Genomic DNA, 23,931 nt, shown 5'->3' with positions numbered 1-23,931 from the left:
CCGTGCCCACCACCTGGCCGCCCCGGCCGCGAATCCCCCGTCGCGGCCGGGGCTTTCTCCTGTTCGGGGCCCTCCGGAGCCGTTGGGAGCCGTTCGGGGCACCCCCGGATGCTCCGCTTGACTTCGAGTGCGCTCCAATTCGTAGCGTTCCCCTCATGAACACCACGACTCCTCAGCACAAGATCGGTTCCGGTTTCGGCGCCGAGAGCACGGCCGCCGACGTCCTGGCGGGCCTCGACCTCGGCGGCCGGCTGGCGATCGTCACCGGGGGCTACTCCGGGCTCGGCCTGGAGACCACCAGGGCCCTGACCGAGGCGGGTGCCCAGGTCGTCGTCCCCGCGCGGCGCGCCGAGGCCGCCCGGGAGGCGCTGACCGGCCTCGACCGGGTCGAGGTGGACGAGCTGGACCTCGGCGACCTGGACAGCGTGCGCGGCTTCGCCGAGCGGTTCCTGGCCTCCGGCCGGACCGTCGACTTCATGATCGACAGCGCGGGGATCATGGCCTGCCCCGAGACCCGGGTCGGCCCCGGCTGGGAGGCCCAGTTCGCCACCAACCACCTCGGGCACTTCGCCCTGGTCAACCGGCTCTGGCCGGCCATCGAGCCGGGCGGCGCCCGGATCGTGTCGGTCTCGTCCCGCGCCCACCACTTCTCCGGCATGCGCTGGGACGACGTCCAGTGGACGCACGGCTACGACAAGTGGGAGGCGTACGGCCAGGCCAAGACCGCGAACGTGCTGTTCGCCGTGCACCTGGACCGGCTCGGCCGGGACGCCGGCGTGCGGGCCTTCGCCCTGCACCCGGGCGGCATCATGACCCCGCTGCAGCGCCACATCCCCCGCGAGGAGATGATCGAGCGCGGCTGGATCGACGAGCAGGGCACCGTCCTGAACCCGGAGGGCTTCAAGACGCCCGAGCAGGGTGCGGCCACCCAGACCTGGGCCGCCACCTCCCCGCAGCTGGCGGACATGGGCGGGGTGTACCTGGAGGACTGCGACATCGCCGAGCCCGCCGTGGAGGGCGCGACGACGGGCGTGAAGGCCTGGGCGGTCGACCCGGAGCAGGCCGCCCGCCTCTGGGACCTGTCGGCGGAGCTGACGGGCGTGAACGCGTTCGCCTGATCCCCGGGGCGCTCAGGCCGCCGCGCGCCGCGCCACCCGACCCGGGTCGATGAACTCCCGGAGATCTCCCGCCAGTTGCCGGCCAGCGGACTTCCTGCGGCCCGCATCCTCGCGGCGCCCCGGTAACCGGGTCCTCGGCCGGATCAGTCGGACGGCTCGTCCGGCAGCGGGTCGCCGGGGTGCACCGCCCCCGAGCTCGGTGCACCCCGGGGTCCGGTCCCGGCCTCGTCGGTCTCGGGCAGGCCGGCGTCGTCGCCACCGTCCGGGTGACGGCCCTCGGCCACGTCCCACGGATCCCGGCCGTCGGTCCCGGCCTGCTGGTCCTGCATGTCGCGGGGTACGGGCCGCTCGCCCCGTCGGTCGCCCACGGCGTACTCCCCTCGTGTCGGTCCGCGCGGTGGGCGAGTACCTCGCCGGGGAGTCCTCAAACGGGCCGGCTCAGCGCGGGGAGCGCTCCTCCAGCGCCGTCCGCCAGGCCGGCAGCCGGTCCTCGGCCACGGGTTCCGCACGGCGTCCGCCCCGGCCGAAGAAGTCGGCGAGAGGCAGGATCGCGGCGCCCACGGTGACCGCGTCCGGTCCGAGCCGGCCGAGGTCGATGGTGACCTGCTCGGCGGGGTGGCGTAGCGCGTACGTGGTCGCGTAGCGGCGTACGGCGGGCAGGAAGCGGGCGCCCAGCTGGAGGCCGGCCCAGCCGCCGATCAGGATCCGCTCGGGCTGGAAGAGGTTGATCAGGTCGGAGAGGCCGGCGCCCAGGTACTCGGCGGTCTCCTCCAGGACCGCGAGCGCGACCGGGTCGGGCTCGGTGCCCTCGGGCGGGTAGGCGGCGGCGAGCATCGCGGTGAGCGCGGACTCCTCGTCGAGGCCCTCGGCCGGCCGGCCGCCCTCCTCGCGCCAGCGGGCGAGCAGCGACTCGGCTCCCGCGTACGCCTCCAGGCAGCCGAGCGCGCCGCAGCGGCAGCGGCGGCCCCGCACCCGTACGGTCAGGTGCCCCCATTCGACGGCCCGGCCGTGCTCCACCTCGGCGGTGACCAGACAGGCGCCGACGCCGGAGCCGAACAGCACCACGACCGCGTTGTCCGCGCCGCGCCCCGCGCCGAACCACATCTCGGCCTGGCCCAGGGTCTTGGCGCCGTTGTCGATGAAGTACGGCACGGAGTCCCGGAGTTGGCAGCCGGTCCGGAGCAGTTCCTCCAGCGGGACGGCGTCCCAGCCGATGGTCTGCCCGTGCACCACCGCGCCCCGGTCGACGGTGTGCTCGACGATGCCGGGGACGCCGACACCGACCCCGAGCAGCAGTTCGGGCGAGGCACCCTCGGTGGCGAGGACCTCGTCGATGCCGTCCCGGATGTGGCCGACGATCACCTCGACGTCGTAGCCCTGCTGTTCCAGGGGGCGCTCGACGCGGGCGAGTTCGGTGAGGTTGAGGTCGAAGAGTTCGACGCGGACGCGGGTCTCGCCGACGTCCACGCCGATCATGTGGCCGCTGTGCGGGGCGACGCGCAGCAGGGTGCGGGGGCGGCCGCCGTCGGAGTCGACGCTGCCCGCCTCCTCGACGAGGCCGTCGGCGACCAGGTCGGCGACCACGTTGCTGACCGAGCCGGAACTCAGGCCCGTCGCCGGGCCCAGCTCGAAGCGGCTGAGCGGGCCGTCGAAATAGAGCCGCTGCAGCACGGCCGTGCGGTTGGCCCTTCTGAGGTCGCGTACCGTGCGCCCGTTCCGCCCCGTCATGTGGCTCCGCTCCCTTCACGAACCCTGCCCGACCTGCAACATACTCCTTCGGGGGGCCGGAAGCGATATTTTCCCCAACCCTTAGTTCACGCTGTGAGCTAAGGCGGGGGTAGTACGGGGTCGCGGGGTAGGGGTGCGGGTGGTGTGCGGGCGACGGGCCGGTGGGGGCTTGTCGCGCAGTTCCCCGCGCCCCTGACGGGGCGCTCCGGACGAGGGCGCCGATGACGAGGGCGTCAATCAGGATGACGCGTACACATCCTCTACGAAACGGCCGTCCGCCACCAGGGAGTTCAGCCATTCGTCGGCGTTTCCTCCCGGCGTGCGGTCCCGGAACATCGTACGGAACGCCTCCCGCACCCCCGGTGCCATCCGGCTGCCGTCGCCGCAGACGTACACCCGGGCGCCTGCCGCCAGCAGGGTCCAGACCTCGTCGGACTCGGCCGCGACGCGGTGCTGGACGAAGGTGCCGGCCGTGCTGAAGGCGGGGCGGATCGACACCGCGCCGGTGGCCTCCGCCCTGCGCAGCTCCTCGGCGTGCAGGAAGTCGGCGTCGGGCGCGTCGCAGCCGAAGTAGCAGAGGGCGGGCGGGAGTTCGGCGCCCGCGGCGAGGGCGGCCGTGCGGTCGGCGATCGCGCCCCGGAAGGGGGCCAGGCCGGTGCCTGCGGCGATCATGATGACCGGTGCGCCGGCGTCGACGCGGAACGCCTCCCGGCACGGCTGGACGCGGGCGTACAGCGTGTCGCCGGGGCGCAGGGCGGTGAGATGGCCGGAGCCGGTGCCGCGGTAGGTGCCCTTGCCGGAGCGGGCGGGGGTCTCCAGGAGGGAGATCATCAGGTCGGCGTGGCGGGGGGCGGCGGCCGGGGACGAGGAGATCGAGTAGTGGCGGGGCCTCAGCGGGGTCAGGAGCTCCAGGAGGCGGGGCCAGTCGAGGGCGCCGCGCAGTGCCGGGTGGTCCTCGATGATCTCGACGAGGGTGCGCGGGTCGTCGCCCGCAGCGGCGAGGGCGGCGAGGGCGGCCTGCTCGGGCGGGCAGGGGTTGGCCTCGGCGAGGAGGGACAGCTGCTGGGCGCTCGGGCGTTCCTGCAGCTCGACGTGGTGCGTGAGGAGCCGGCGTACGGTCAGCGGGCGGTCGACGGCGAGGCCGTCGCGGCGCGGGCGGGTGGCGCGGATGTCCAGGACGGTGTCGGGGTCGACGCCGAGGGCGGCGGCCGTGCGGGCGACGAGTTCCGGGGCGTTGGCGGGGAGCACGGTCAGGTGGTCGGCGGTGCGGTAGCGCACGCCCTCGGGCAGGGCGAGGCGCAGGAAACGCTTGGTGCGCGGATGTCCCGGGGAAGTGAGGTCGTACGCCTCGGTGACCGTCATGGGGACGAGCCCGTGGCGGTCGGCGAGGGCGTCGAGGTGGCCGCCGGTCAGGGTGCGGACCTCGTAGGCGGTGGCGGGCTCCGGCCCCGCCGAGGGGGTGGCGTCGGGGTCGCCGTACCGCTCCAGCAGGGCGGTGCGCAGCCGGGCGGTGAAGGCGCGGACCGTGCCGGTCAGGTCGCCGGAGGCGTCGGCGGCGGCCCGGTCGGTGAGGCGGGTGGCGCCGAGTTCGGCGAGGCGGGCGTCGACGCGGGTCGGGAAGTGCTGGTAGGTGGCGGCCCAGTTGCGGTCGCCGACGCCGAGCACGGCGTAGGTCACGCCGGTCAGGTCGGGGCCGCCGTCGAGCCAGGCGGCGAAGGCGGTGGCGTCGTCGGTGGGGCGGCCGTTGTAGGAGGCGGCGGTGATGACGACGGGCCGGTCGGTGGGGAGACCGGTGGCGTACGCGTCCAGGGCCGCGACCTCGGTGGCACAGCCGATCTCGGCGGCCTCGTCGGCGAGTTGGGTGGCGAAGCCGCGGCAGGTGCCGTAGGTGCTGCCGTGCAGCAGGAGGGCGCCGGTGCCGGTGCGGACGCGGGCGGGGAGGGCGGCCGTCTCGCGCGGGTCCGCGGTGACCGTCGGCGCGGCACCCGGCAGGGGCCGGTGTGCGCGGTCGGCGGGGGTGCGCGGGGTGAGGGTCAGGGTGAAGCCCTCGGGCTTGAGGGTGAGGGTCTCCTTGACCGTGAGCGTGTACTCCGCGTGGTCGTGCGGCCGGTAGCGGTGGACCAGCATGGCCAGCAGCATGGTCGCCTCGTGCAGCGCGAACTGCCGTCCGATGCAGGCGCGTTCGCCGGTACCGAAGGGCTTGAAGGCGTGCACCGGGCGGGCCGCCTCGGCCTCCGGGGTGAACCGGGAGGGGTCGAACAGCTCGGGGTTGTCGCCCCAGACGGGCTGACGGTGCAGCATCGGCGCGAGCACGGTGACGGACTGACCGGCCCTGAGCGGGATCCGGCCGCCGAGCAGGGTGTCGTCGAGGGCGTGCCGGCCGAAGGCGGCCGCGGTCGGCCACAGCCGCAGCGCCTCGTTGAGCACCTGCCGGGTGTAGGTGAGCCGGCCGACCTCGTCGTACGTCGGCTCCGGGTCGGGCGTGTCGCCCCACAGGGCGTCCACCTCGCGCCGCACCAGCTGGAGCGCGGTGGGGTGCTTGGCCAGGTAGTACAGGGCGAAGGACATCGCGCCGGAGGTGGTCTCGTGGCCCGCGATGAGGAAGGTGATGACCTGGTTGCGGATGTTGGCCGGGTCCAGGGTGGTGCCGTCGTCGGGGTGGCGGGCGGAGAGCATCAGGCCGAGGAGGTCCCGGGCCGCGCTCTGGTCGGTGCCGGCGCGGGAGGCGATGACGTCGTCGACGACCTGGGCGAGGTGGTCGGCGTCGGCGCGGAAGGCCGCGTCGGCGGCCGTGTGGTCGGCGCCGGGCCTGCGGGCCGGCCGGGTCATGCTCCACTCCAGGCAGCGGACCATGGACTCGACGAAGGGGTGGGGTTCGGCGCGCTCGAAGGAGCCGAAGTCGTAGTCGAAGCCGGCCAGGCCGATGGTGTCTAGGGTCATCCGGGTCATGTCGTCCGGGACGTCGACCGGGCGTCCGTCGCGGGCGGCCCGGTCCCAGGAGTCGATCAGCCGGCGGGCGACCTTGAGCATCACCGGGTGGTAGGTGTGCATCGAGCCGAGCGCGAAGGCGGGCATGAGGATGTCGTGCGCCTTGGCCCAGTTGGGTTCGTCGTTGTAGGCGGTGAACAGCCCGTCGGCGGCGAAGGCGCGGACGTTCTCCAGGGCGGGTCCGACGTGCTTGGCGAACCGCTGCTCGTCGGCGAGGTCGGCGACCAGGTCGGCGTCGGCGACGAACAGGGTGTCCCGTCCGTGCAGCCGTCGTACCAGGACCGGCCCGTGCTCCCGCATCAGGTCCATGACCTGCTGGATCGGGGTGCGGCCGGGGCCGGTGGCGGTGATGTCGGCGACGGGGACGCCGGGCAGGGCGGGTGCGGTGACGGGGTACGGCGCGGTGGGGGGCATGGCGCGGCAACTGCCTTTCGCGGTACGGAAGTCCTGCGTTCCAGCGTGGTCCTCGGAGGGCGCGGCCCGGCGCGCCCGCACTACACGATCGTGCAGTCGAAAGTGCCCGCCGGGTCTTGCGCCCCACCGGTGGAGTTGCCTCTGACCTGGTGGCTCGCCTTGGATGAGGGAGAAGGGAGCCGATGTGGGCATGGCGACGGGCGGGCTCGACGGGGTGGTGTGGCGCAACCGTGCCCTGACGCTGTTCGACCGGGTAGCGGTGCCGGTCGCGGTGTGCGACGTGTACGGCGTGGTGGTGCTCGCCAACCCCGCGATGGCCGCCGAGTGCGGGACACCGCCGGGCCGGCTGCGCGGCCGGGACGTGCTGGAGCTGTTCCGCCCGCAGGAGGAGGCCCAGGTGGAGCGGATCGCCGAGGCGCTGCGGCTGCGGCACCGCTCGCGCTACCAGGTGTCGGTGCGGTGGCGGGCGCCCGGCGGGGTCGAGCGGTACGGGGAGCTGACGGCGGACCCGGTGAGCGAGGCGGTGGGTGAGACGCCGTCGCTGCTGGTGATGTTGCGGGTGGCGGGCGAGCGCGCGGCGCCCGAGGCGGAGCCCGCCCGGGTCACCCCGGTCGAGGGGCGGGTGCTGGCGCTGCTGGCCGGGGGTGCCTCGACCGCGCAGGCCGCCCGTGAGCTGGGCCTGACCGGCGACGGCGTGACCTACCATCTGCGTCGGCTGTCGGCCCGCTGGGACGCGGCGAACCGCACCGAACTGGTCGCCCGCGCCTATGCCTTGGGCGTGCTCAGGCCGGGTGTCTGGCCGCCCGCCCCGACGGAGTAGGCGGTGCCTGCGCCTTCCGGGGCGCCGAAGCGGGCGAGGGTGTGCCAGACCATCTTGAGGTCCTGGATCGTGTAGCGGCCGGTGCGGGCCGCGTCGCCGATGATCCGGGGGTCGATCACGCCCTTCTCGGCGATCAGGGCGCCGAGTTCGGCGTACTCGGGGCCCCGGTAGTCGGCGTGCCGGCGCAGGGCGGCGACGGTGAGCCGGTAGCCGGGGTGCCATTCCACCGGGAAGGGCAGCAGGCGGGCGGCGGTCGCCACCGGGGTGGAGCGGTAACCGGCGTCCAGGACGAGGGCCTCCACGTCCCGGTCGAGCCGGACCCCGCCGTGCACCTGGGTCTCGATGTAGTCGTTGAGGGCGTCCTGCTCGTCGGCCTCGGCCAGGGCGAGCAGATGCGTTCCGGCGGCGACGCCGAAGTCCGTCGGCTCGGCCGCGCTGTCGGGGTAGCAGAAGGTGGCCCGGTCCAGGGCCGGGCCGGTCAGCCGCAGGTGCGAGGAGCCGAACCGCGGGGCGGCGCCGACCACTTGGCGGCGGAAGTTCAGCGCGCCGTACACCGGTCGCTCGGCGGGGCGGGCGTCGTCGTAGGTCCCGCCGAAGATCCGGCTCTCCCAGCGCCGGCGGTCGCCGCCGGGGTGGGCGGTGAGCCCGCCGTTGCTGGTGCCGGTGACGAACTGCGAATGGTAGACGCCGTCCCGGGCCATCGCCCGCAGGATCGGCAGGCCGGCCGAGAGCCGGTCGGGGTGGAAGTTCAGGGTGACCCGCAGACCGGGGTCGAGGGGCGGTCCCGAGGACAGCGCGGCCACATGCCGCAGCGCCGCCGCGGCCCGTGCCGTCCCGATGCCCGGGTGTCCCGGATCCTCCCCCATGGGCTCCTCCCCCTGCGGCCGGTCCGCTGTCGGCCGACCCTAACCGATCACGGCCGGACCCGTCGCGGCCGTTTCACCGCCGGGCGGGCCGCGGAAACCGTCCGTAATCACCTCTGGTCGTCCAGCCACTAGCGCGCGTGAGTGATCTGTGGACAATACGTTCGACGTGACACACGAGTGGGAACAGGCCAAGGGATGCAAGACGTACGGAAGTGGGGCGAGGCGCTGCGGCGACTGCTGCGGCGCCATCGGGACCCGGTGGTCGTCCAGACGCTGCGGTCGGCCACCGCGGCCACGATCGCCTATGTCGTCGCGCTCCATCTGAGCCCGGAACCGGCCCCGCTCACCGCCCCGCTGACCGCGCTGCTGGTGGTGCAGGTGACCCTGTACGCCACGCTGACCAACGGCTTCCGCCGGGTCAACTCGGTGGTGGCCGGTGTGCTGGTCGCCATCGCGTTCAGCCAGCTGGTGGGGCTGACCTGGTGGAGTCTGGCGCTGCTGATCGTGGCCTCGCTGGCGGTGGGGCATCTGGTCCGCGTCGACGAGTACATCCCCGAGGTGGCGATCAGCGCCATGCTGGTGCTCGGGGTCACCACGATCAGCAGTACGGCGTGGGCGCGGATCGTGGAGACCCTGATCGGCGCGGTCGTCGGGATGGGCTGCAATCTGCTGCTCCCGCCGCCGGTGTGGGTGGACGAGGCCGGGGAGTCGATCGAGGGCCTGGCGCGCCGGCTGCGGCAGTTGATGCTGCGGATGGGCGAGGAGGCGGCGGGGCTCACGCCGTGGCAGCAGGCGGCCGAGCGGCTGCACGAGGCGCGCCGGCTGGACCACGCCATCGTGGAGGTGGACGCGGCGCTGCGGCAGGCCGAGGACAGCCTGCGGCTCAATCCGCGGGTCAGGGAGGGCCTGCTGCACCGGGTGGTGCTGCGCACCGGCCTGGACACGCTGGAGATCTGCACGGTCGTGCTGCGGGTGCTGGCCCGTACCTTCACCGACCTGGCCAAGGCCCGCGAACCCGAACCCCTGTTCGCCTCGGACGCGGGGGCGGCCGTGGAGCGGCTGCTGTCCCAGATCGCCGACGCCGTGGTCAGCTTCGCGGTGCTGGTGACCACCAGCATCAGCGAGAGCGCCGAGTCGGCCGAGGCCCGGCTCACCGCCGAGCTGCACAGCGCGGCCGGCACCCGCGACAAGCTCGCCGAGCTGCTCCGGGACGACGTCCGCCGGGACGACCGGAACTGGCAGCTGCTCGGCGCCGTGCTGACCGAGGTCAACCGGCTGCTGGACGAGCTGGACACCGAGCACCGCACCCGCCGGCTGCTGGAGGAGCTGGACCGGGTCTCCGCCGAGCAGCGCGCCAAGCGGCCGCCGTGGCTGACCTGGCTGCGGGAGCGGGTGGGCGTACCGGAGCGGCTGCGGCGGAACCGGGGCGGCGGCCCGGGGCGTTCTCTGTGAAGGACGCGGAAGGGGGCACGCCGATGACCGACACGGCGGTACGGATCGACGGGAACACACTGCGGCTGCCCGGCGGGGTGGCGGTGCGGTTCGTGCGCACGCTGCGGCTGCCGGAGACGGGCACGCATCCGCTGCCGCCGGGGCTCGGGGAGTTCCCGGTCCGGCGGGTGGGCGACTACCCCGGCACCGCCCCGGCCGAGTGGCTGGCGCGGGGCGGGGTGATGCTGCCGGTGTATCTGCGCGAGGCGATGTGGCTGAGCTTCGCGGGCACGTCGGAACCGGCCGCGCTCCAGGTCGGCGTCGGAAAGGTGTGCGCGGTGTCCGGCGAGCCGTGGAGCGACCGGCTGTCCCGGAAACCCCAGAACTACCTGGTCCTGCCCCGGCAGCCCTGGCTGGACGGCATCAACTCCGGGAAGGGCACGGTCCGCCAGTTCGTGGCGGTCCCGCTCGGGCTGGGCGCGACCGTGGAGGGGCAGGTCACCGGTGCGGAGGTGTGGGGCGGGGTGCAGTTGCAGTCCTTCGCGCTCAAGGCGGAGCCGCTGGCCGCGTGGCGGCGCCAGGAGCGGCTGCGGCAGGAGCGGACGCCCGCGCCGGGACCGCTCGGCGGCTACGGCGCGGCCCTGCCGATGATGTCCGCGGCACCCGCCGCACCCGCGCCCGGCGCACCCGCACCCGCACCCGCACCCGGCGCGGCCCCGCGGTCCCGGTCGGCCGGGATGGGCCTCGGGGTCGGCGGCTCGATGCGCCAGGAGGTCTACCAGGACGACCGGCCGTCGCGGGACTGGGCCGAGACCCCGGCGGGCCGGGTCTTCGTGCACCTGGTCACGCCCCCGGAGTGGCGCCGCATCACGGGCGAGGCGCCCCCGCCGTCGCCGGTGGACCGGGCGGCGTACACCCGCGCGGGTCTGCCCTGGTACGACTACTACGACGAGGACGCCCGGGACCTGGCGCCCACGGACGCCCTGGAGGCGGTCAAGCCGGTCGGCGACTGGCTGGGCGACGACCTGGAGCCCTGGCAGCAGCCGTCGCAGGGGCAGGTCCTCCCCCTCAAGGACGCGCCGGGCAAGCCGGTGGAGGACGGCGACTGGTGATCGTCGTTGCAGGGAATGCAACAGCCGTTGCCCTTCTTGCTTTCGACCGTGATTCCACGCCAAGGTTGCTGTCACGACCGAGGTGACCGACGACCTGAGGTGCGGGCATGGACAGCGGTACGGAAGTGACGGGCGGCGGCTGGAGCAGGCGCCGGTTCGTCGGCGTGATGGCGGGCGCCGCCGCGGTGGTGGCGGTCCCGGCACCGGCGGCTCCGCCCGAGGAGGCCCGCGCCGAGGCGTCGGCGGTCACCAGTACCCCGTCGGCGAAGTCGCCCGCCCGCCCCCGTCCGCTCTGCCTCGGCACCTACACCTCCGTGGACGGCGGCGGCACCGGCATCGGCCTGGCCACCTATGACCCGGCGACCGGGGAGATCACCGGGACCGGCACGCTCACCGGCGTCTCCGACCCGTCGTATCTCGCCGTCCACCCGGACGGCCGCACGCTCTACGCGGTGAACGAGCACACCGCCGGGAGCGTGACCGCCGTACGCCTGGCGGACCGGAGGATCCTGGGCAGCCGGAGCACCGGCGGGGCAGGGCCCTGCCACCTCTCGGTGCACCCCACCGGCCGCTGGCTGCTGAGCGCCAACTACGCCTCGGGCAGCGTGGCCGTCCATCCGATCGACGCCACGGGTGCCCTCGGGGAGCGCACGGCCCTGGTCACGCACTCCAGTCCGGCCCCCGGGCCCGGCCAACAGGGCCCGCACGCCCACCAGTTCGTCACCAGCCCGGACGGCGGCCATGTCCTCGCCGTCGACCTGGGCACGGACACCGTCTACAGCTACCGCCTCGACCTGACGAAGGGCACGCTCACCGAGGTCTCCCAGGCGCACACGAAGCCGGGGGCGGGCCCGCGCCACCTGACCTTCCATCCGGGCGGGCGGTACGCCTACCTGGCCGACGAGGTGGACGACACGGTCTCGGTGTGCGCGTACGACCCGGCCTCCGGCCGTCTCACGATCGGCGCGCCGCAGTCCACCGGCAGCGCGCCGGGCACCACCAACTACCCGGCGCAGATCCTGGTCACCGCGAACGGCGCCTACGCCTATCTGGCCAACCGGGGCGACAACACCCTTGCCAGATACGCGGTCGAGGCCGACGGGGCCCGGCTGCGGCTGCTGGACACGGTGCCGGTGCAGGGGGACTTCCCCCGGCAGATCGCGTTCTCCCCCGACGGCGGGCTGCTGTTCGCCGCCAATCAGCGGTCCGGCACCGTGAGTGTCTTCAGCGTCGACCCGCGCACCGGTGAACTCCGGCTCGCGGGCGAGCCGTTCGCGTCACCGGTCGCCGTCTGCGCGCTGCCGCTGTAGCGTCCGCGGGCAGGAGGCGGCGGCGCTGGCCTGGGCCAGCAGGACGTGCATGCGCTCGGTGAGTTCGGCGACGTCGTCGGCGGGCGCGTGGAAGGCGAGCCGGACGTCGCCGTGGGCCCGGGTGCGTTCGATGCGCAGGGTCAGTCCGTGCCGGTCCACGGCGAGGGGCTGGACGCGGGTCGCGGCGTGCAGGCTCTCCGGTTCGACGAGCCGGGTGAGGCGCTCGACCGCGTCCGGGTGGGCGTCGGCGAGGTGGGTGAGCAGTTTGGCCTCGGCGCCGGCCAGCGGGTCGGGGTGCGCGGCGGTGAACTCGTCCAGGTCGACCACGACCGCCCCGGAGGGCCGGCGCAGCACCACGCGGGTGGGGTGGAAGACGAGATGCCCGTCGGCGAGGACGAACCAGCCGGCCATCCAGAGCCGGGCCCGGATCCGGCCCCGCACCGGTACGGGCGCGACGTCGGCGAACTCGAGGACCGCGGACGGCTCGCCGCGCGGGGCGCAGATCGCGGCCGCGAGCAGCGCGCTGTCCTCGGGCACATGCAGCAGCACCCGGCCGTCGTCGGCGACGGCGTGCGCGCCGACGAACTCCTCGCGTCCGCCGTCCGCGGTCACCAAGCACGACCACGCGGTGGCCAGCAGCGACCGGGCCTGTTCGGCCGCGCCGGGTCCGGCCGCCCAGGCCGCCTGTTCGTCACCCATCCCGAAACCTCCTTAGGTAAGCCTCACCTAACTTAGCGAAGATCGGGGAGCACGCCAAGCGCGGAGCGCGCCACGGACGTGAAGAACCGCTGTGACTTCCGCGTCGTCAGGAGATGACGCCCAGCAGCGCCCGCTCGCACAGGTCCCGCACCTGTTCCCGCGTCAGCTCCTCGGTGCGCAGCCACTCCAGGCAGACCTGCGTGGTGAAGGCCAGCCAGCCGCGCACCGCGAGCCGGGCGTCGGGACGCCCTTCGAGAGCCGGCCCGAACTCGGGGTCGGCGGCCAGGGAGGCGAGGATCTGGCGTTCCTGGGCCGTCTGGGCCCGCCGGTAGACGCGGCGCACGGCCTGGTCGCCGGAGGCCTCGGCGCGATGGAAGGCCCGGAAGCCGTGGGCATGGGTGTGGACGTAGTCGAGGTAGACGTCGAGACCCGCGGTGAGCTGCTCACGGGCGGGCACGCCGGGCCCGGACGCGGTCATCCGCAGCATCCGCTCACTCTCCCGCTCCACGACCGCCGCGAAGAAATCCCGTTTGGTCGGAAAATAGTGGTACAGCAGGCCCCGGGAGACACCGGCGATCTCGGCGACCTGCTCGATCCACACGTCGTCGTAAGGGCTCTCGGAGAAGAGCCTGGCCCCGACCGAGAGGAGCTGCTCGCGGCGTTCCGCCGTGCTGAGTCTGCGGCGGCTGCGCTCACCCTGGTTCGCGACCATGTCCGCACTTTACTTGACGCGGGTTCAACAACAGGTCGAGACTGAAGCCGCTTATTGAACCCACGTACAACTAGCTCAACCTGCCGCAGCATCGAGGGAGATCGCGTCATGGCGGAGACGGTCACGCAGCCGGGGACGGGGCCGCAGGGCCCGCTGCCGAAGGGGTTCCGGGGCGCCGAACAGGGCTGGCCGGAACTGCGCCGCATCCCGCACCCGCCGCGCCGGCTGCCGCTGCTCGGCGACATCCTGGGCGTCAACCCGCGCACCCCGCTGCAGGACTCGATGCGCCTCGCCGGGGAGCTGGGCCCGATCTTCCGGCGCAAGGCGTTCGGCAACGAGTTCGTGTTCGTGTGCGGTGCCGCGCTGGCCGCCGACATGGCCGACGAGTCGCGGTTCGCCAAGCACGTGGGCCTCGGGGTCGCCAATCTCCGCCCGATCGCCGGGGACGGCCTGTTCACCGCGTACAACCACGAGCCGAACTGGCAGCTGGCGCACGATGTCCTGGCCCCCGGTTTCAGCCGGGAGGCCATGGAGGGCTACCACGCGATGATGCTGTCGGTGGCCGGGCGGCTGACCGACCACTGGGACCGGGAGCAGGCGGCCGGCCGCTGGGTGGACGTGCCCGGGGACATGACCAAGCTGACCCTGGAGACGATCGCCCGGACCGGCTTCGGGCACGACTTCGGGTCGTTCGAGCGGGACCGGCCGCATCCCTTCGTGACCGCGATGATCGGCACCCTCACCTACGCGCAGCGCCTCAACAGCGTGCCCTCGCCGCTGGCGCCGCTGATGCTGCGGCAGGCGTCCCGGCGCAACACGGCCGACATCGACTACATCAACCGGACGGTCGACGACCTGGTCGCCGAGCGGCGCCGGACCGGCCGCGGGGAGGGCGACCTGCTCGACCGGATGCTGGAGACGGCCCACCCGGAGACCGGGGAGCGGCTCTCCGCCGAGAACGTACGGCGGCAGGTGATCACCTTCCTGGTGGCCGGCCACGAGACCACCTCGGGCGCGCTCTCCTTCGCCCTGCACTTCCTCTCCCGGCACCCGGAGATCGCCGCCCGGGCCGCCGCAGAGGTGGACCGTGTCTGGGGCGACGCACCCGCGCCGGGCTACGAGCAGGTGGCCAAACTGCGGTATGTACGCCGGGTCCTCGACGAGTCGCTCCGGCTGTGGCCCACCGCCCCGGCCTTCGCCCGCGAGGCGGTCGAGGACACCGTGCTGGGCGGGGAGTATCCGATGCGCCGGGGCGGCTGGGCGCTGGTCCTGACGCCGATGCTGCACCGGGACCCCGAGGTGTGGGGCCCGGACGCCGAGAGCTTCGACCCGGACCGGTTCGAGGCGAAGGCCGCGCGCGGCCGGGCCCCGCACACCTTCAAGCCGTTCGGCACGGGCGCCCGGGCCTGCATCGGCCGCCAGTTCGCCCTGCACGAGGCCACCCTGGTGCTGGGCCTGCTGCTGCGCCGCTACGACTTCGGGGCCGACCCGGACTACCGCCTTCGGGTCACCGAGCGGCTGACGATCATGCCGGAGAACCTGCGGCTGCGGCTGGACCGGCGCAGCTCCGCCCCGGCGCCGGTGACCGTGCCGGACACGCCCGTCTCAGAGGGCGGCGGCTGCCCAGTGCACGGGGTGGGTGACTGACGCCGGCAGCCGGGTGCCGGCGCCGCCCCGGGCCGCGTCGACCTGCGGCTGGGTGAGGAAGAGGGCGCCCGTGAGGTCCGCGTCGGTGAGGTCGGCGTCCCGCAGGTCGGCGCCGATCAGGTCCGCGCCCCGCAGGTCGGCGCCGGTGAGGTCGGCGGCGATCAGCAAGGCCCCGCGCAGGCTCGCGCCCCGCAGGTCGGCGCCGCGCAGCCGGGCACCCATCAGATCCGCGCCCCTGCGGTCCTTCTTCCGGCCGCGCACCCCCGCCCGGGCCAGCTCGCTGCTCCGCAGCAGCAGCACGTTGACCGTCTGCCGGTGGGCGGCCACGTCCACGGCGACGAGTTCCCCGGGCGTCCGCCGGGTCAGTTCCTCCGTCGTCTCCAGCAGCGTCCTCAGCTCGGCGTGGACGGGGCGGGCGGCGGGCAGGGCCAGGGCCTCCGTCAGGTACCAGAGCAGTTCGTGCAGCTGCCGGACGACCGGGAAGACGTCGAACATCCGGCGGGCGTCCTCCCCGGACCCGGACCGCCAGTCCCGGCCGCCGAAGGTCACCTGGGAGACCTGCTGCCCGGCGCCGAAGCAGTCGTAGACCGTGCAGCCATTGAACCCCCGCTGCCGCAGCTCGGTGTGGATGCCGCAGCGGTGGTCGCCGCCGAGGTTCCGGCAGGGCTGCCCGGCGGGCTTGCTGACCGCGAAGTCGGCCGAGGCGGTGAACGGCAGGGCGACACAGCACAGGCCGAAGCAGCGGGCGCAGTCCCCGCGCAGCCGGGCCCGTCCGGATATCTGTTCTGGCATCCGTCCACCCTACTGAGCTGCGAGGACTTCCTCGTCCGCATTTCTGAGCCGGACCGCGTCCGCGCCCGGTGGCCGGCCGAACTGCCGCCGGTACTCGCGGCTGAACTGGGAGGCGCTGTCGTAGCCGACCGCGTAGCCGACGTCGGCCACGTCGTCGGTGCTGCTCATCAGCCGCAGCCGGGCCTCCTGGAGGCGGATGTGCTTCTGGTACTGGATCGGGGTCAGCGCGGTGACCGCCCGGAAGTGCCGGTGGAACGGGGACGCGCTCATGCCCGTGAGCCGGGCCAGGTCCTCGACGCGCAGCGGCTCGGTGTAGTGGTCGCGGATGAAGCGGATCGCCCGGCTGATCTGGGTGAGGCGGCTGTCGGCGAGCCCGATCTGCCGTACCAGCGGCCCCTGCGCGCCGGTGACCAGCCGCCACAGGATCTCCCGCTCGATCATCGGGGCGAGGACCGGGATGTCGGCGGGCCGGTCGAGCAGCCGGACCATCCGGACCACGGCGTCCACCAGGTCGGCGCCGGCCTCGCCGACCGCGAGCGCGGGCAGGTCGTCCGTACGGCGGCGGGCGGCGCCGGCCTGCGGGTCGATGCCGGACTCCAGGAGCAGCGCGGCCAGCCGGGCGGGCCGCAGGCGCAGCCCGAACCCCAGGAAGGGCTCCTCGGGGGTGGCCCGGGTGCAGTGCCCGGAGACCGGCAGATCGACCGAGACGACGAGGTACTGGCCGGCTTCGTAGTCGTAGATCCGGCCGCCGAGCGTCAGCCGTTTCGCGCCCTGGGCGGGCAGCGCGAAGACGGGGTCGGTGATGCCGGAGCGGGGTCCGGTGGGCCGCTCGGCGCGGGTCAGCATGAGGCCGTCGATCGCGGGGACGACGTCGGCGCCGCGCGGGGCGTGCCGGTCGATCAAGGTGCGCAGTTCGTCGAGGGACACGTCCGATTCAAACGCCGGCCGGGGACCGACCGCAACACCCTCCCCGCGCACATCGACAGGATCGTGCAAGCGTGCGGCGCGATCGCCCTAACGTTCCCGCAGCTCAGGCTGGTTTGCTCGAAGAGACGGATTCCCCACGCATCTTCCACGGAGCATTCCATGGCACTCGACTCGTACGTCGGTCTCGGCCGGTCCGGACTCAAGGTCAGCCCCTTCTCCCTCGGCGCGATGAACTTCGGCGAGGACGGCGGCTTCGGCTGCTCGGTCGAGGAGTCGGAGAAGATCCTCCAGGCCTATCTCGACCTCGGCGGCAACTTCGTCGACACCGCGAACTTCTACACCAACGGCCACTCGGAGGCGATCCTCGGCGACTTCCTCGCCGCCCGCCCCGGCCTCCGCGACCGGCTGGTGCTGGCCACCAAGTTCTTCGGCAACCTGCACCCCGGCGACCCCAACGGCGGCGGCGCGGGCCGCAAGGCGATCCTCGGCCAGCTGGAGGACTCGCTGCGCCGGCTGCGCACCGACCACATCGACCTGTACTGGCTGCACAACCACGACTGGGCCACGCCCGTCGAGGAGACCCTGCGCACCCTGGACGACCTGGTGACGGCCGGCAAGATCCGGTACGTCGGCTTCTCCGACACCCCGGCCTGGTTCACCGCCAAGGCGCACACCATGGCCCTGCTGCGCGGCTGGACGCCGGTGACCGCGCTGCAGATGGAGTACTCGCTGCTGGAACGGACCATCGAGGGTGAGCTGATCCCGCTCGCCGAGGACGCGGGGATGGGTCTGCTGCCCTGGAGCCCGCTCAAGAACGGCTTCCTGTCCGGGAAGTACCGCCAGGGGCGGACCGCGCCGGCGGACGCGAAGCGGTCGGCGGTTCTCGGACAGCCCACGGCCGAGCAGTTCACCGTGATCGAGGCGCTCGCCGGCGTCGCCGAGGAGGCCGGCGCGAGCCCGGCCGCCGTGGCCCTGTCCTGGGTCCAGAACCGGCCCGGCGTCACCTCCACCCTCATCGGCCCGCGCACCCTCGCCCACCTGGAGGCCAACGTGGCCGCCCTCGGCGTACGCCTGACGCCCGAACAGACGGCACTGCTGGACGAGGTGTCGGCCCCCGCCCTCAACTTCCCGTACGACCTGAACCGCCGGGTCGGCGCGATGCTGAAGTACGCGGGGGCCACCGTCGACGGGGTGCCGAGCGCGGTGTATCCGCCGCTGCTGGCGAGCACGGCCCGCTACTGAGCCGGGGCCTGTTCGGGGTCCTCCTCGTCGGCCCGTACGTGGGTGAGCTTGGCCGGGTGGGTGACGGCGTAGACGCCGCGGACCCGGTCGCCGTCCGGGGTGAGGTCCATGACCATCACCGCGTACGGGGCGCCGTCCGCGAACAGCACGGCCGCGTCGTCCCCGTTGACCCGGCGGTAGTGGACGTCCATGTCCCCGGTGCGCCGGGGGGCGTAGCCGGCCAGCATGCGGGTGGCCCTCTCCCGGCCGTGGAACGGACGCAGCCCGGCCGCCTGCCGGGCGCCCCCGCCGTCGATCCAGACCGTCACCTCCGGGGCGAGGATCTCCGTCGCGGAGACCCCCACAGGGCCGGAAACTCACCGCCGAGTTTCCGGCCCTGTGGGGGTCCCCTCATCCAACGGAAAACAAGTTCGGCTACCACAGAGGCAGGAGCCCGTAGGACAGGAGACGGACCATGTGCAGGCATCAGCCCCCGTGCCCCGGCGCCGACCGCCCCGACAACCACACAGCCGTCATCGTCTCGGCCCATCCCGAACAGGGATGGAGCCTGCTGTGCGACGGCACGATCGTGTTCGACGACACCGGTGAACTCCTGCCCGACGGCCGCACCGTGAGCCCGCACCGGCCCTCGGCCGCCGCCGTCTGACCGCCCTTTCACCGCGCCTGGCGGCCGCTTACGCCTCGTCGCGGGCGAGCGCCAGCAGTCGGTCGAGGACCCTCGGCGCGCCGACGCGGAGTCCGTCGTGCTCGAACTCGTCGGTGACCCAGGTGCGCAGGCCCCGGATGGCGCGGGCGGTGCGCAGCGAGTGGGCGGTGTCGACGTACATGTCGTCGTGGTAGACGGCGGCGGCGACCGGGACCTCGTTGGCGGCGAGGCGGGCCGGGTCGTACAGCGGCTGCCAGTCGGTGCGGGCGGCGAGCAGGTCGGCGGCCTCGCGCAGGGGGCGCAGGGCGGGGTCGGTGTCGAAGACCCAGGGGTGGACGGTCTCGCCGGTGAACAGCACCGGGGTGTCGCCCGCGAGCGCCTTGGCCGCGTCGAACTGCGGGAACTCGGCGCGCACCCGCTCGGCCGCCCAGGCGGTGGGGCGGGTGCCCTGGCCGTAGATGGGCTCGTGGATCAGGGCGTAGAGCGGGTTGCTCGCGTACGACAGCAGGCCCTGGACCTGTTCCTGGAAGGCGTCGGAGAGTTCGGGCCCGGCCGGGGTGCGGACGAAGGCGTCCTCCAGGAGGAAGTGCAGGCGGTGGCTGCCGTCGGCCGTGCCCAGCATCAGGCCGAGGGACTGGAAGGCCTCGACGGTGAGCCGGTAGCCGCCGGGGAGGAGCACCTCGCGGTCGAGGAGGTGCTCGGCGATCCGGCGGACCCGCTCGACGTCCATCGGATAGCGGTCGTAGTGCGCGGCGACCTTGCGCTCGATGCGCGGGTAGGCGGCGCGGTAGACGTCGTCGGCGTGGCCGTCCAGGGAGGGCAGGCCGCCGGTGATCACGGAGGTCTTGAGGCCCTCGGGGAAGAAGGACAGGTATGTCACCGTGCAGAAGCCGCCGAAGCTCTGGCCGAGGGTGGTCCAGGGGGCGCCGCCGGTGAGCCGGGGGCGGATCGCCTCGCAGTCCCGGACGATCGAGTCGGAGCGGAAGAGGGCCAGGTACGCGGCCTGGGCGGCCGGGCCGCCGCGCAGCGGGAGGGTCTGCCGGTTGACCGGGGTGGAGCGGCCGGTGCCGCGCTGGTCGAGGAGGAGGACGCGGTACTCCCGCAGGGCCCGGTCGAGCCAGGCCTGCCGTCCGACGAAACGATTCGCCCCGAAGCCGGGCCCGCCCTGCAGATACAGCAGCCAGGGCAGCTCCTGGTCCGCCTTGTCGCTCGCGACCGCCTCCCGGGCGTACAGCTCGATGGTCTCGCCGCCGGGGTCGGCGTGGTCCAGGGGGACGGTGAAGTGGCGGTCGGTGAGGACGACGCCGGGCTGGCGGTAGCTGAGGCTCAACGGTTCTCCCGGTACGGACGGACGGTCGCGACCCAGTTCAGCACACGTCAGGGGCCCGGTCGCGCCCGGGATCAAGAAATCGTTACTGAATCTCCGATCAGCGGGCGGCGAGGCTGGAGCGGCGCACCACCAGTTCCGGCTGGAGCACCACCCGGCGGTGCTCGTGCGCGGCCTTCCCCTCGCGGTCCTCGGTCTCCTCAAGGAGGAGGTCGGCGGCCATGGCGCCCATGGTGACGGCGGGCTGGCGTACGGAGGTGAGGGGGACGGCGGCCGCGGCGGCGAACTCGATGTCGTCGTAGCCGACGATCGCGAGGTCGTCCGGGACGACCACCCCGGCCGCGTACATGGCCTGCAGGACGCCGAGGGCGAGCAGGTCGTTGGCGCAGAAGACGGCAGTGGGCCGGTCGGCGAGGCCGAGCAGGCGGGCGCCCGCGTCCCGGCCCGCGGCCACGTCGAGCCGCTCGGTGGGCAGCTCGCGCAGCGCGTCGGGGCCGAGGCCCGCCTCGGCGAGCGCGTTCAGCGCGCCGGTACGGCGGTCCCGGACCTGGTTGAGTCCCGGCGGCCCGCTGACGTACGCGATCGACCGGTGGCCCGCGTCGACGAGGTGGCGCACGGCCAGCGCCCCGCCCGCCACGTCGTCGACGCTGACCGAGCACTCGGTGGTGCCCTCCGCGACCCGGTCGACCAGCACGAAGGGGATGCCGTGCCGGCGGAAGGTCTCGATGTTGCGGCCGGTGGCGTCGGCCGGGGTGAGCAGCACGCCGCGCACCCGCTGCTCGGCGAAGAGCGAGAGGTACTCGGCCTCCTCGCCGGCGTTCTGCGCGCTGTTGCAGACCATCACGCCGAGCCCGGCGTCCCGCGCCGCCCGCTCGGCGCCCCGGGCCACGTCCACGAAGAAGGGGTTGCCCATGTCGAGGACGAGCAGGCCCATGATCCGGCTGCGGCCCGCGCGCAGCTGGCGCGCGGACTCGCTGCGGACGTAGCCGAGCCGGTCGATCGCCGACTGCACCCGCGCCCGGGTCTCGCCCGCGACGGTGTCCGGGCGGTTGATGACGTTGGAGACCGTGCCGACCGAGACTCCGGCGGCACGGGCGACGTCCTTGATACCCACCGACTGGGCCATCGGGCGAGACCTCCAGGGAACATGGGCGGCGCCTTCAGCGCACGGAAGGGCACACCGGGAAGGGCTTCACATTACGGCATGACTCGCACACCAGGGCGGGTCAGCCGGGCAGCGCGAAGTCGACGACATGGAGCGCGGAGGGCGTCGTACCGCTCGACGTCTCCTGGTACAGGAACGACAGCACGTTGTCCGCCTTCACCCGCATCTCGTCGATCACGACCTCGCCGAAGGCGTTCAGGTCGCTGCCGTCGTAGAGCAGCGCCCAGTCGGTGTACCCGGAGGACTTCGACGCGCCGGCGATGCGGCCGTAGGGGAAGACCGCGTAGGCGTTGTCGTACTTGTCCAGGACCAGCTTGGTGCGCTGGCTGGAGTTCAGTACGACGGGGATCTCGGTCTTCTGCCAGGTGCCGGAGGAGTTCTTGCGGACGTGGAAGGCGCGGCCGTTGGCGGTGCGGTCGCTGACGTAGTTCGTGGTGCACTGGCCGAAGCGGCCGGGGACATAGCTGATGATCGCGTGCGGGAGGCCGGTGGAGTCGGTCCACTGGCTCTCCTGGTTCATCAGGGAGTGGTCGGGGTTGAGCGAGTCGACGACCAGTCCGGAGTCGGTGACGGCGACGGTGTCCGAGGTGCCGGTGGTGGCGACCAGGGCGCCGGCGTCGCTCAGCCAGGTGCGGCCGCGGTCGGTGGAGTAGACATAGCCGGTGTCGTGGTTGGTGATGCCCCCGCTGTTGCACATGACGGCGGCCGACTGCTCGCGCCAGGTGAAGAAGGCGTGCAGCCGCCCGTTGACGTCGTAGTCGATGCCGTGCAGATACATGTTCCGGGCCGTGCTGGAACCGTGCGAGCTGGTGTACGTCCCCGTCGAGCTGGTCCACTCCCCCAGCGCGGTCCAGCTCGAACCGTCGTACTCCGCGAGGGCGTTGCGGCCGTTGCCGGAGATCCCCACCCGGTAGCTGAGCTGGAGCTTCCCCTCGGGTGTGGAGACGAACTGCGGGTAGGTGAACTGCGAGGTGAGCGACACCCCGTCGAGGGAGGTCTGTACGGCGCCGAAGACGGCCGAGGTCCAGGCGGTGGAGGCGGGGCTGTCCAGCAGCCCGGCGACCGACTTCACGTAGAAGAAGCCGTCGCTGTGGGAGTCCATGTTGAGGTGGAGCCGGCCGTCGACCTTCGAGACGCCCATCGAGATGACGTTGTGCGAGTCGCTGGACTTGAGCTGGTGGGAGAGGGTGACGGTGGACCACGTCGACCCGCCGAGCACCCGGCGCCCGATCACCGCGTAGCCGGTCGAGGTGTACCAGCCGGCGTACTGGTAGCCCTTGTACGTGAACAGGCCGTTCTTCTGGAACGAGTTGTTGTTGACCAGGCCGTCGTAGGAGACGAAGAAGATCGCCTGGGCGTCGAGTTGGGTGCTCTGCTGCTTGTTCACCGACGGTCCGGGGTCGGCCGCGCGGGCGGTGCCGGCGGCGAGGGCGGGGGTGGCCACGGCTCCGAGGAGGGCGGCGCCGAGCACGGTACGTCTTTTCACGAGCGGCTCCTGAGGGGGACGGGGGTGCGTCAGGCGAGGTGGAACACTTCGGTGAGCGGTTTCATCGCCTCGTCGGGACGGGCGCCGTCGAGGGATTCGAAGAAGGGGCCCATCTCGGCCTGCCAGCGGGCGTTGACGTCGGTGGCCTCCATGCCGGCGAGGGCGGCCTCGAAGTCCTCGGTCTCCAGATAACCCACCAACAGGCCGTCGTCGCGCAGGAAGAGTGAGTAGTTGTGCCAGCCGGTGGCGGAGAGCGCTTCGCGCATCTCCGGCCACACGGCGGCGTGGCGTTCGCGGTACTCGGCGAGGCGGTCCTGCCGGACCTTGAGGAGGAAACAGACGCGCTGCATGAGTACCGCTCTCCTTCCGGAAGTCGAATGCTCTAGAAGTTGAACTGGTCGATGTTCTTCGCGTCGAACACGGTCGGCTTGCCGAGGTTGATCACGCCGTCCTTGCCGATGGTGTACGTCGTGTCGCCGGCCTTGAAGGTCTCGCCCTCCTTGCCGGTGATCTGCCCGGAGACCAGCGCGACGGCGGTGCGGGCGGCGAGGTCGCCGAGCTTGGCCGGGTCCCACAGCTCGAAGGCGTCGACGGTGCCGTTCTTCACGTACTGGCGCATGTCGTTCGGCGTGCCCAGACCGGTCAGCTTGACCTTGCCCTTGTACTTCGACCCCGACAGGTACTGGGCGGCGGCCTTGATGCCCACCGTGGTCGGGGAGATGATCCCCTTCAGGTTCGGGTACTGCTGGAGCAGGCCCTGGGTCTGCTGGAAGGACTGCTGGGCGTCGTCATTGCCATACGCGATCTTGACCAGCTTGACGTTCTTGTACTTCGGGTCCTTCAGCTCGTCCTTCATGAAGCCGATCCAGGTGTTCTGGTTCGTCGCGGTCTGCGCGGCGCTCAGGATCGCGATCTCGCCCTTGTACCCGATCTGCTCGGCGAGCAGCTGCACCTCGGTACGGCCCAGGTCCTCGGCGCTGGCCTGCGAGACGAAGGCGTTGCGGCAGCCGGCGTTGGTGTCGGAGTCGTAGGTGACGACCTTGATCCCGCTGCTCATGGCCTGCTTCAGCGCGGTGCACAGCGCCCCCGGGTCCTGCGCGGACACGGCCATCGCGTTCACCTGCTGCTGGGTGAGCGTGTTGACGTACGACACCTGCCCCGACGTGTCCGTCGCGCTGGACGGCCCGACCTCCTTGTACTTGCTGCCCAGCTCGGTGAGCGCCTTCTCGCCACCCTTGTCCGCGGAGGTGAAGTACGGGTTGTTGACCTGCTTGGGCAGGAACCCGACGGTCAGACCCTTCTTCAGGGCCGCGTTCGGGTCGGCCTTGGCGGTCGAGGTGGCCGCCGACGACTCGTCGCTGTTGGAGTTGTTCTTGGTGGTTCCGCCGCAGGCGGTGGCGGCGAGCGAGAGAGCGGAGACCACGGCGAGGGCGATCGAGGCACGCCGGAGGGACGACTTACGCATGACGGGTTCCTTTTTGAGTAACGGCTGTGGAAGCGC

Annotated in this window: 22 protein-coding genes; 8 read left to right on the top strand and 14 right to left on the bottom strand. The window is 72.9% G+C overall.

Annotation, left to right across the window (positions count from 1 at the left end; translation table 11 throughout):
- Nucleotides 1-155: 155 nt before the first annotated feature.
- Complete coding sequence (locus ACGFZS_RS17090) at nucleotides 156-1,118, top strand: SDR family NAD(P)-dependent oxidoreductase (RefSeq protein ID WP_393795740.1); 963 nt, start codon at nucleotides 156-158, stop codon at nucleotides 1,116-1,118.
- A 143-nt stretch (nucleotides 1,119-1,261) separates the two neighbouring features.
- Here the strand turns inward: ACGFZS_RS17090 and ACGFZS_RS17085 are convergent, their stop codons facing one another.
- The 3 genes from ACGFZS_RS17085 to ACGFZS_RS17075 form a co-directional block, all read right to left on the bottom strand.
- A complete protein-coding gene (locus ACGFZS_RS17085; RefSeq protein WP_393795739.1) occupies nucleotides 1,262-1,486 on the bottom strand; it encodes a hypothetical protein in 225 nt (74 codons plus the stop codon).
- A gap of 70 nt (nucleotides 1,487-1,556) precedes the next feature.
- Nucleotides 1,557-2,846, bottom strand: a complete 1,290-nt coding sequence (locus ACGFZS_RS17080; RefSeq protein WP_393795738.1) for an ROK family protein — start codon at nucleotides 2,844-2,846, stop codon at nucleotides 1,557-1,559.
- A gap of 237 nt (nucleotides 2,847-3,083) precedes the next feature.
- Nucleotides 3,084-6,248, bottom strand: coding sequence for a bifunctional cytochrome P450/NADPH--P450 reductase (locus tag ACGFZS_RS17075; RefSeq protein ID WP_393795737.1), 3,165 nt, complete (start codon nucleotides 6,246-6,248; stop codon nucleotides 3,084-3,086).
- A 190-nt stretch (nucleotides 6,249-6,438) separates the two neighbouring features.
- On the opposite strand from ACGFZS_RS17075, the gene ACGFZS_RS17070 reads away from it, so the two are divergent.
- A complete protein-coding gene (locus tag ACGFZS_RS17070; protein WP_393795736.1) occupies nucleotides 6,439-7,068 on the top strand; it encodes a PAS domain-containing protein in 630 nt (209 codons plus the stop codon).
- Here ACGFZS_RS17070 and ACGFZS_RS17065 read toward each other — a convergent pair.
- Nucleotides 7,014-7,934: a DUF3626 domain-containing protein gene (locus ACGFZS_RS17065; RefSeq protein ID WP_393795735.1), complete on the bottom strand. Its 921-nt coding sequence runs from the start codon at nucleotides 7,932-7,934 to the stop codon at nucleotides 7,014-7,016. The two genes, ACGFZS_RS17070 and ACGFZS_RS17065, sit on opposite strands and share 55 nt — an antisense overlap.
- A gap of 195 nt (nucleotides 7,935-8,129) precedes the next feature.
- On the opposite strand from ACGFZS_RS17065, the gene ACGFZS_RS17060 reads away from it, so the two are divergent.
- The 3 genes from ACGFZS_RS17060 (at nucleotide 8,130) to ACGFZS_RS17050 (ending at nucleotide 11,787) form a co-directional block, all read left to right on the top strand.
- Nucleotides 8,130-9,386 carry an aromatic acid exporter family protein gene (locus ACGFZS_RS17060; protein ID WP_393795734.1) on the top strand — a complete coding sequence of 419 codons (1,257 nt, stop codon included), beginning with the start codon at nucleotides 8,130-8,132 and terminating at the stop codon, nucleotides 9,384-9,386.
- Between the two features lie 23 nt (nucleotides 9,387-9,409).
- Nucleotides 9,410-10,477, top strand: a complete 1,068-nt coding sequence (locus ACGFZS_RS17055) for a hypothetical protein (RefSeq protein ID WP_393795733.1) — start codon at nucleotides 9,410-9,412, stop codon at nucleotides 10,475-10,477.
- A 107-nt stretch (nucleotides 10,478-10,584) separates the two neighbouring features.
- On the top strand, nucleotides 10,585-11,787 hold the full coding sequence (locus ACGFZS_RS17050; protein WP_393795732.1) for a lactonase family protein: 1,203 nt from the start codon (nucleotides 10,585-10,587) through the stop codon (nucleotides 11,785-11,787).
- On the opposite strand, the gene ACGFZS_RS17045 is transcribed toward ACGFZS_RS17050, so the two are convergent.
- Together ACGFZS_RS17045 and ACGFZS_RS17040 are read right to left on the bottom strand one after the other, a co-directional pair.
- A complete protein-coding gene (locus ACGFZS_RS17045; protein WP_393658739.1) occupies nucleotides 11,755-12,486 on the bottom strand; it encodes a DUF2470 domain-containing protein in 732 nt (243 codons plus the stop codon). The two genes, ACGFZS_RS17050 and ACGFZS_RS17045, sit on opposite strands and share 33 nt — an antisense overlap.
- A 106-nt stretch (nucleotides 12,487-12,592) precedes the next feature.
- A complete protein-coding gene (locus ACGFZS_RS17040; RefSeq protein WP_393795731.1) occupies nucleotides 12,593-13,198 on the bottom strand; it encodes a TetR/AcrR family transcriptional regulator in 606 nt (201 codons plus the stop codon).
- A 108-nt stretch (nucleotides 13,199-13,306) separates the two neighbouring features.
- On the opposite strand from ACGFZS_RS17040, the gene ACGFZS_RS17035 reads away from it, so the two are divergent.
- The gene (locus ACGFZS_RS17035; protein ID WP_393795730.1) at nucleotides 13,307-14,845 is read left to right on the top strand and encodes a cytochrome P450; all 1,539 of its coding nucleotides are present in this window, start codon (nucleotides 13,307-13,309) and stop codon (nucleotides 14,843-14,845) included.
- Here the strand turns inward: ACGFZS_RS17035 and ACGFZS_RS17030 are convergent.
- Complete coding sequence (locus ACGFZS_RS17030; RefSeq protein WP_393795729.1) at nucleotides 14,804-15,637, bottom strand: pentapeptide repeat-containing protein; 834 nt, start codon at nucleotides 15,635-15,637, stop codon at nucleotides 14,804-14,806. The genes ACGFZS_RS17035 and ACGFZS_RS17030 overlap by 42 nt on opposite strands.
- Nucleotides 15,638-15,646: 9 nt before the next feature.
- Nucleotides 15,647-16,564, bottom strand: coding sequence for an AraC family transcriptional regulator N-terminal domain-containing protein (locus ACGFZS_RS17025; RefSeq protein ID WP_393658730.1), 918 nt, complete (start codon nucleotides 16,562-16,564; stop codon nucleotides 15,647-15,649).
- Between the two features lie 159 nt (nucleotides 16,565-16,723).
- On the opposite strand from ACGFZS_RS17025, the gene ACGFZS_RS17020 reads away from it, so the two are divergent.
- Nucleotides 16,724-17,806 (top strand): aldo/keto reductase, encoded by a 1,083-nt coding sequence (locus ACGFZS_RS17020; protein WP_393795728.1) that lies wholly within the window; start codon nucleotides 16,724-16,726, stop codon nucleotides 17,804-17,806.
- Here the strand turns inward: ACGFZS_RS17020 and ACGFZS_RS17015 are convergent.
- On the bottom strand, nucleotides 17,800-18,150 hold the full coding sequence (locus tag ACGFZS_RS17015; RefSeq protein ID WP_393795727.1) for a hypothetical protein: 351 nt from the start codon (nucleotides 18,148-18,150) through the stop codon (nucleotides 17,800-17,802). The two genes, ACGFZS_RS17020 and ACGFZS_RS17015, sit on opposite strands and share 7 nt — an antisense overlap.
- 110 nt (nucleotides 18,151-18,260) lie before the next feature.
- Between ACGFZS_RS17015 and ACGFZS_RS17010 the strand changes: the two genes are divergently transcribed.
- Nucleotides 18,261-18,452, top strand: a complete 192-nt coding sequence (locus ACGFZS_RS17010) for a DUF5999 family protein (RefSeq protein WP_355709291.1) — start codon at nucleotides 18,261-18,263, stop codon at nucleotides 18,450-18,452.
- A 28-nt stretch (nucleotides 18,453-18,480) separates the two neighbouring features.
- On the opposite strand, the gene ACGFZS_RS17005 is transcribed toward ACGFZS_RS17010, so the two are convergent.
- The 5 genes from ACGFZS_RS17005 to rhaS form a co-directional block, all read right to left on the bottom strand.
- The gene (locus ACGFZS_RS17005) at nucleotides 18,481-19,782 is read right to left on the bottom strand and encodes an alpha/beta fold hydrolase (protein ID WP_393795726.1); all 1,302 of its coding nucleotides are present in this window, start codon (nucleotides 19,780-19,782) and stop codon (nucleotides 18,481-18,483) included.
- 97 nt (nucleotides 19,783-19,879) lie between these two features.
- A complete protein-coding gene (locus tag ACGFZS_RS17000; protein ID WP_393795725.1) occupies nucleotides 19,880-20,905 on the bottom strand; it encodes a LacI family DNA-binding transcriptional regulator in 1,026 nt (341 codons plus the stop codon).
- A gap of 100 nt (nucleotides 20,906-21,005) precedes the next feature.
- The gene (locus tag ACGFZS_RS16995) at nucleotides 21,006-22,430 is read right to left on the bottom strand and encodes a BNR repeat-containing protein (RefSeq protein WP_393795724.1); all 1,425 of its coding nucleotides are present in this window, start codon (nucleotides 22,428-22,430) and stop codon (nucleotides 21,006-21,008) included.
- A 29-nt stretch (nucleotides 22,431-22,459) separates the two neighbouring features.
- Complete coding sequence (locus tag ACGFZS_RS16990; RefSeq protein ID WP_393534637.1) at nucleotides 22,460-22,780, bottom strand: L-rhamnose mutarotase; 321 nt, start codon at nucleotides 22,778-22,780, stop codon at nucleotides 22,460-22,462.
- 32 nt (nucleotides 22,781-22,812) lie between these two features.
- On the bottom strand, nucleotides 22,813-23,895 hold the full coding sequence (gene rhaS / locus ACGFZS_RS16985; protein ID WP_393795723.1) for a rhamnose ABC transporter substrate-binding protein: 1,083 nt from the start codon (nucleotides 23,893-23,895) through the stop codon (nucleotides 22,813-22,815).
- Between the last annotated feature and the right edge of the window lie 36 nt (nucleotides 23,896-23,931).

It is taken from the genome of Streptomyces sp. NPDC048288 (assembly GCF_043201555.1).
Taxonomy (GTDB): domain Bacteria; phylum Actinomycetota; class Actinomycetes; order Streptomycetales; family Streptomycetaceae; genus Streptomyces.
This window is presented reverse-complemented; position numbering and strand designations above follow the sequence as displayed.

Coding starts and splice junctions, on each gene's coding strand:
- ACGFZS_RS17090 (WP_393795740.1), top strand. CDS start 156: ATGAACACCACGACTCCTCAGCACAAGATCGGTTCCGGTTTCGGCGCC.
- ACGFZS_RS17080 (WP_393795738.1), bottom strand. CDS start 2,846: ATGACGGGGCGGAACGGGCGCACGGTACGCGACCTCAGAAGGGCCAAC.
- ACGFZS_RS17075 (WP_393795737.1), bottom strand. CDS start 6,248: ATGCCCCCCACCGCGCCGTACCCCGTCACCGCACCCGCCCTGCCCGGC.
- ACGFZS_RS17070 (WP_393795736.1), top strand. CDS start 6,439: ATGGCGACGGGCGGGCTCGACGGGGTGGTGTGGCGCAACCGTGCCCTG.
- ACGFZS_RS17065 (WP_393795735.1), bottom strand. CDS start 7,934: ATGGGGGAGGATCCGGGACACCCGGGCATCGGGACGGCACGGGCCGCG.
- ACGFZS_RS17060 (WP_393795734.1), top strand. CDS start 8,130: ATGCAAGACGTACGGAAGTGGGGCGAGGCGCTGCGGCGACTGCTGCGG.
- ACGFZS_RS17055 (WP_393795733.1), top strand. CDS start 9,410: ATGACCGACACGGCGGTACGGATCGACGGGAACACACTGCGGCTGCCC.
- ACGFZS_RS17050 (WP_393795732.1), top strand. CDS start 10,585: ATGGACAGCGGTACGGAAGTGACGGGCGGCGGCTGGAGCAGGCGCCGG.
- ACGFZS_RS17045 (WP_393658739.1), bottom strand. CDS start 12,486: ATGGGTGACGAACAGGCGGCCTGGGCGGCCGGACCCGGCGCGGCCGAA.
- ACGFZS_RS17040 (WP_393795731.1), bottom strand. CDS start 13,198: ATGGTCGCGAACCAGGGTGAGCGCAGCCGCCGCAGACTCAGCACGGCG.
- ACGFZS_RS17035 (WP_393795730.1), top strand. CDS start 13,307: ATGGCGGAGACGGTCACGCAGCCGGGGACGGGGCCGCAGGGCCCGCTG.
- ACGFZS_RS17030 (WP_393795729.1), bottom strand. CDS start 15,637: ATGCCAGAACAGATATCCGGACGGGCCCGGCTGCGCGGGGACTGCGCC.
- ACGFZS_RS17020 (WP_393795728.1), top strand. CDS start 16,724: ATGGCACTCGACTCGTACGTCGGTCTCGGCCGGTCCGGACTCAAGGTC.
- ACGFZS_RS17010 (WP_355709291.1), top strand. CDS start 18,261: ATGTGCAGGCATCAGCCCCCGTGCCCCGGCGCCGACCGCCCCGACAAC.
- ACGFZS_RS17000 (WP_393795725.1), bottom strand. CDS start 20,905: ATGGCCCAGTCGGTGGGTATCAAGGACGTCGCCCGTGCCGCCGGAGTC.
- ACGFZS_RS16990 (WP_393534637.1), bottom strand. CDS start 22,780: ATGCAGCGCGTCTGTTTCCTCCTCAAGGTCCGGCAGGACCGCCTCGCC.
- rhaS (WP_393795723.1), bottom strand. CDS start 23,895: ATGCGTAAGTCGTCCCTCCGGCGTGCCTCGATCGCCCTCGCCGTGGTC.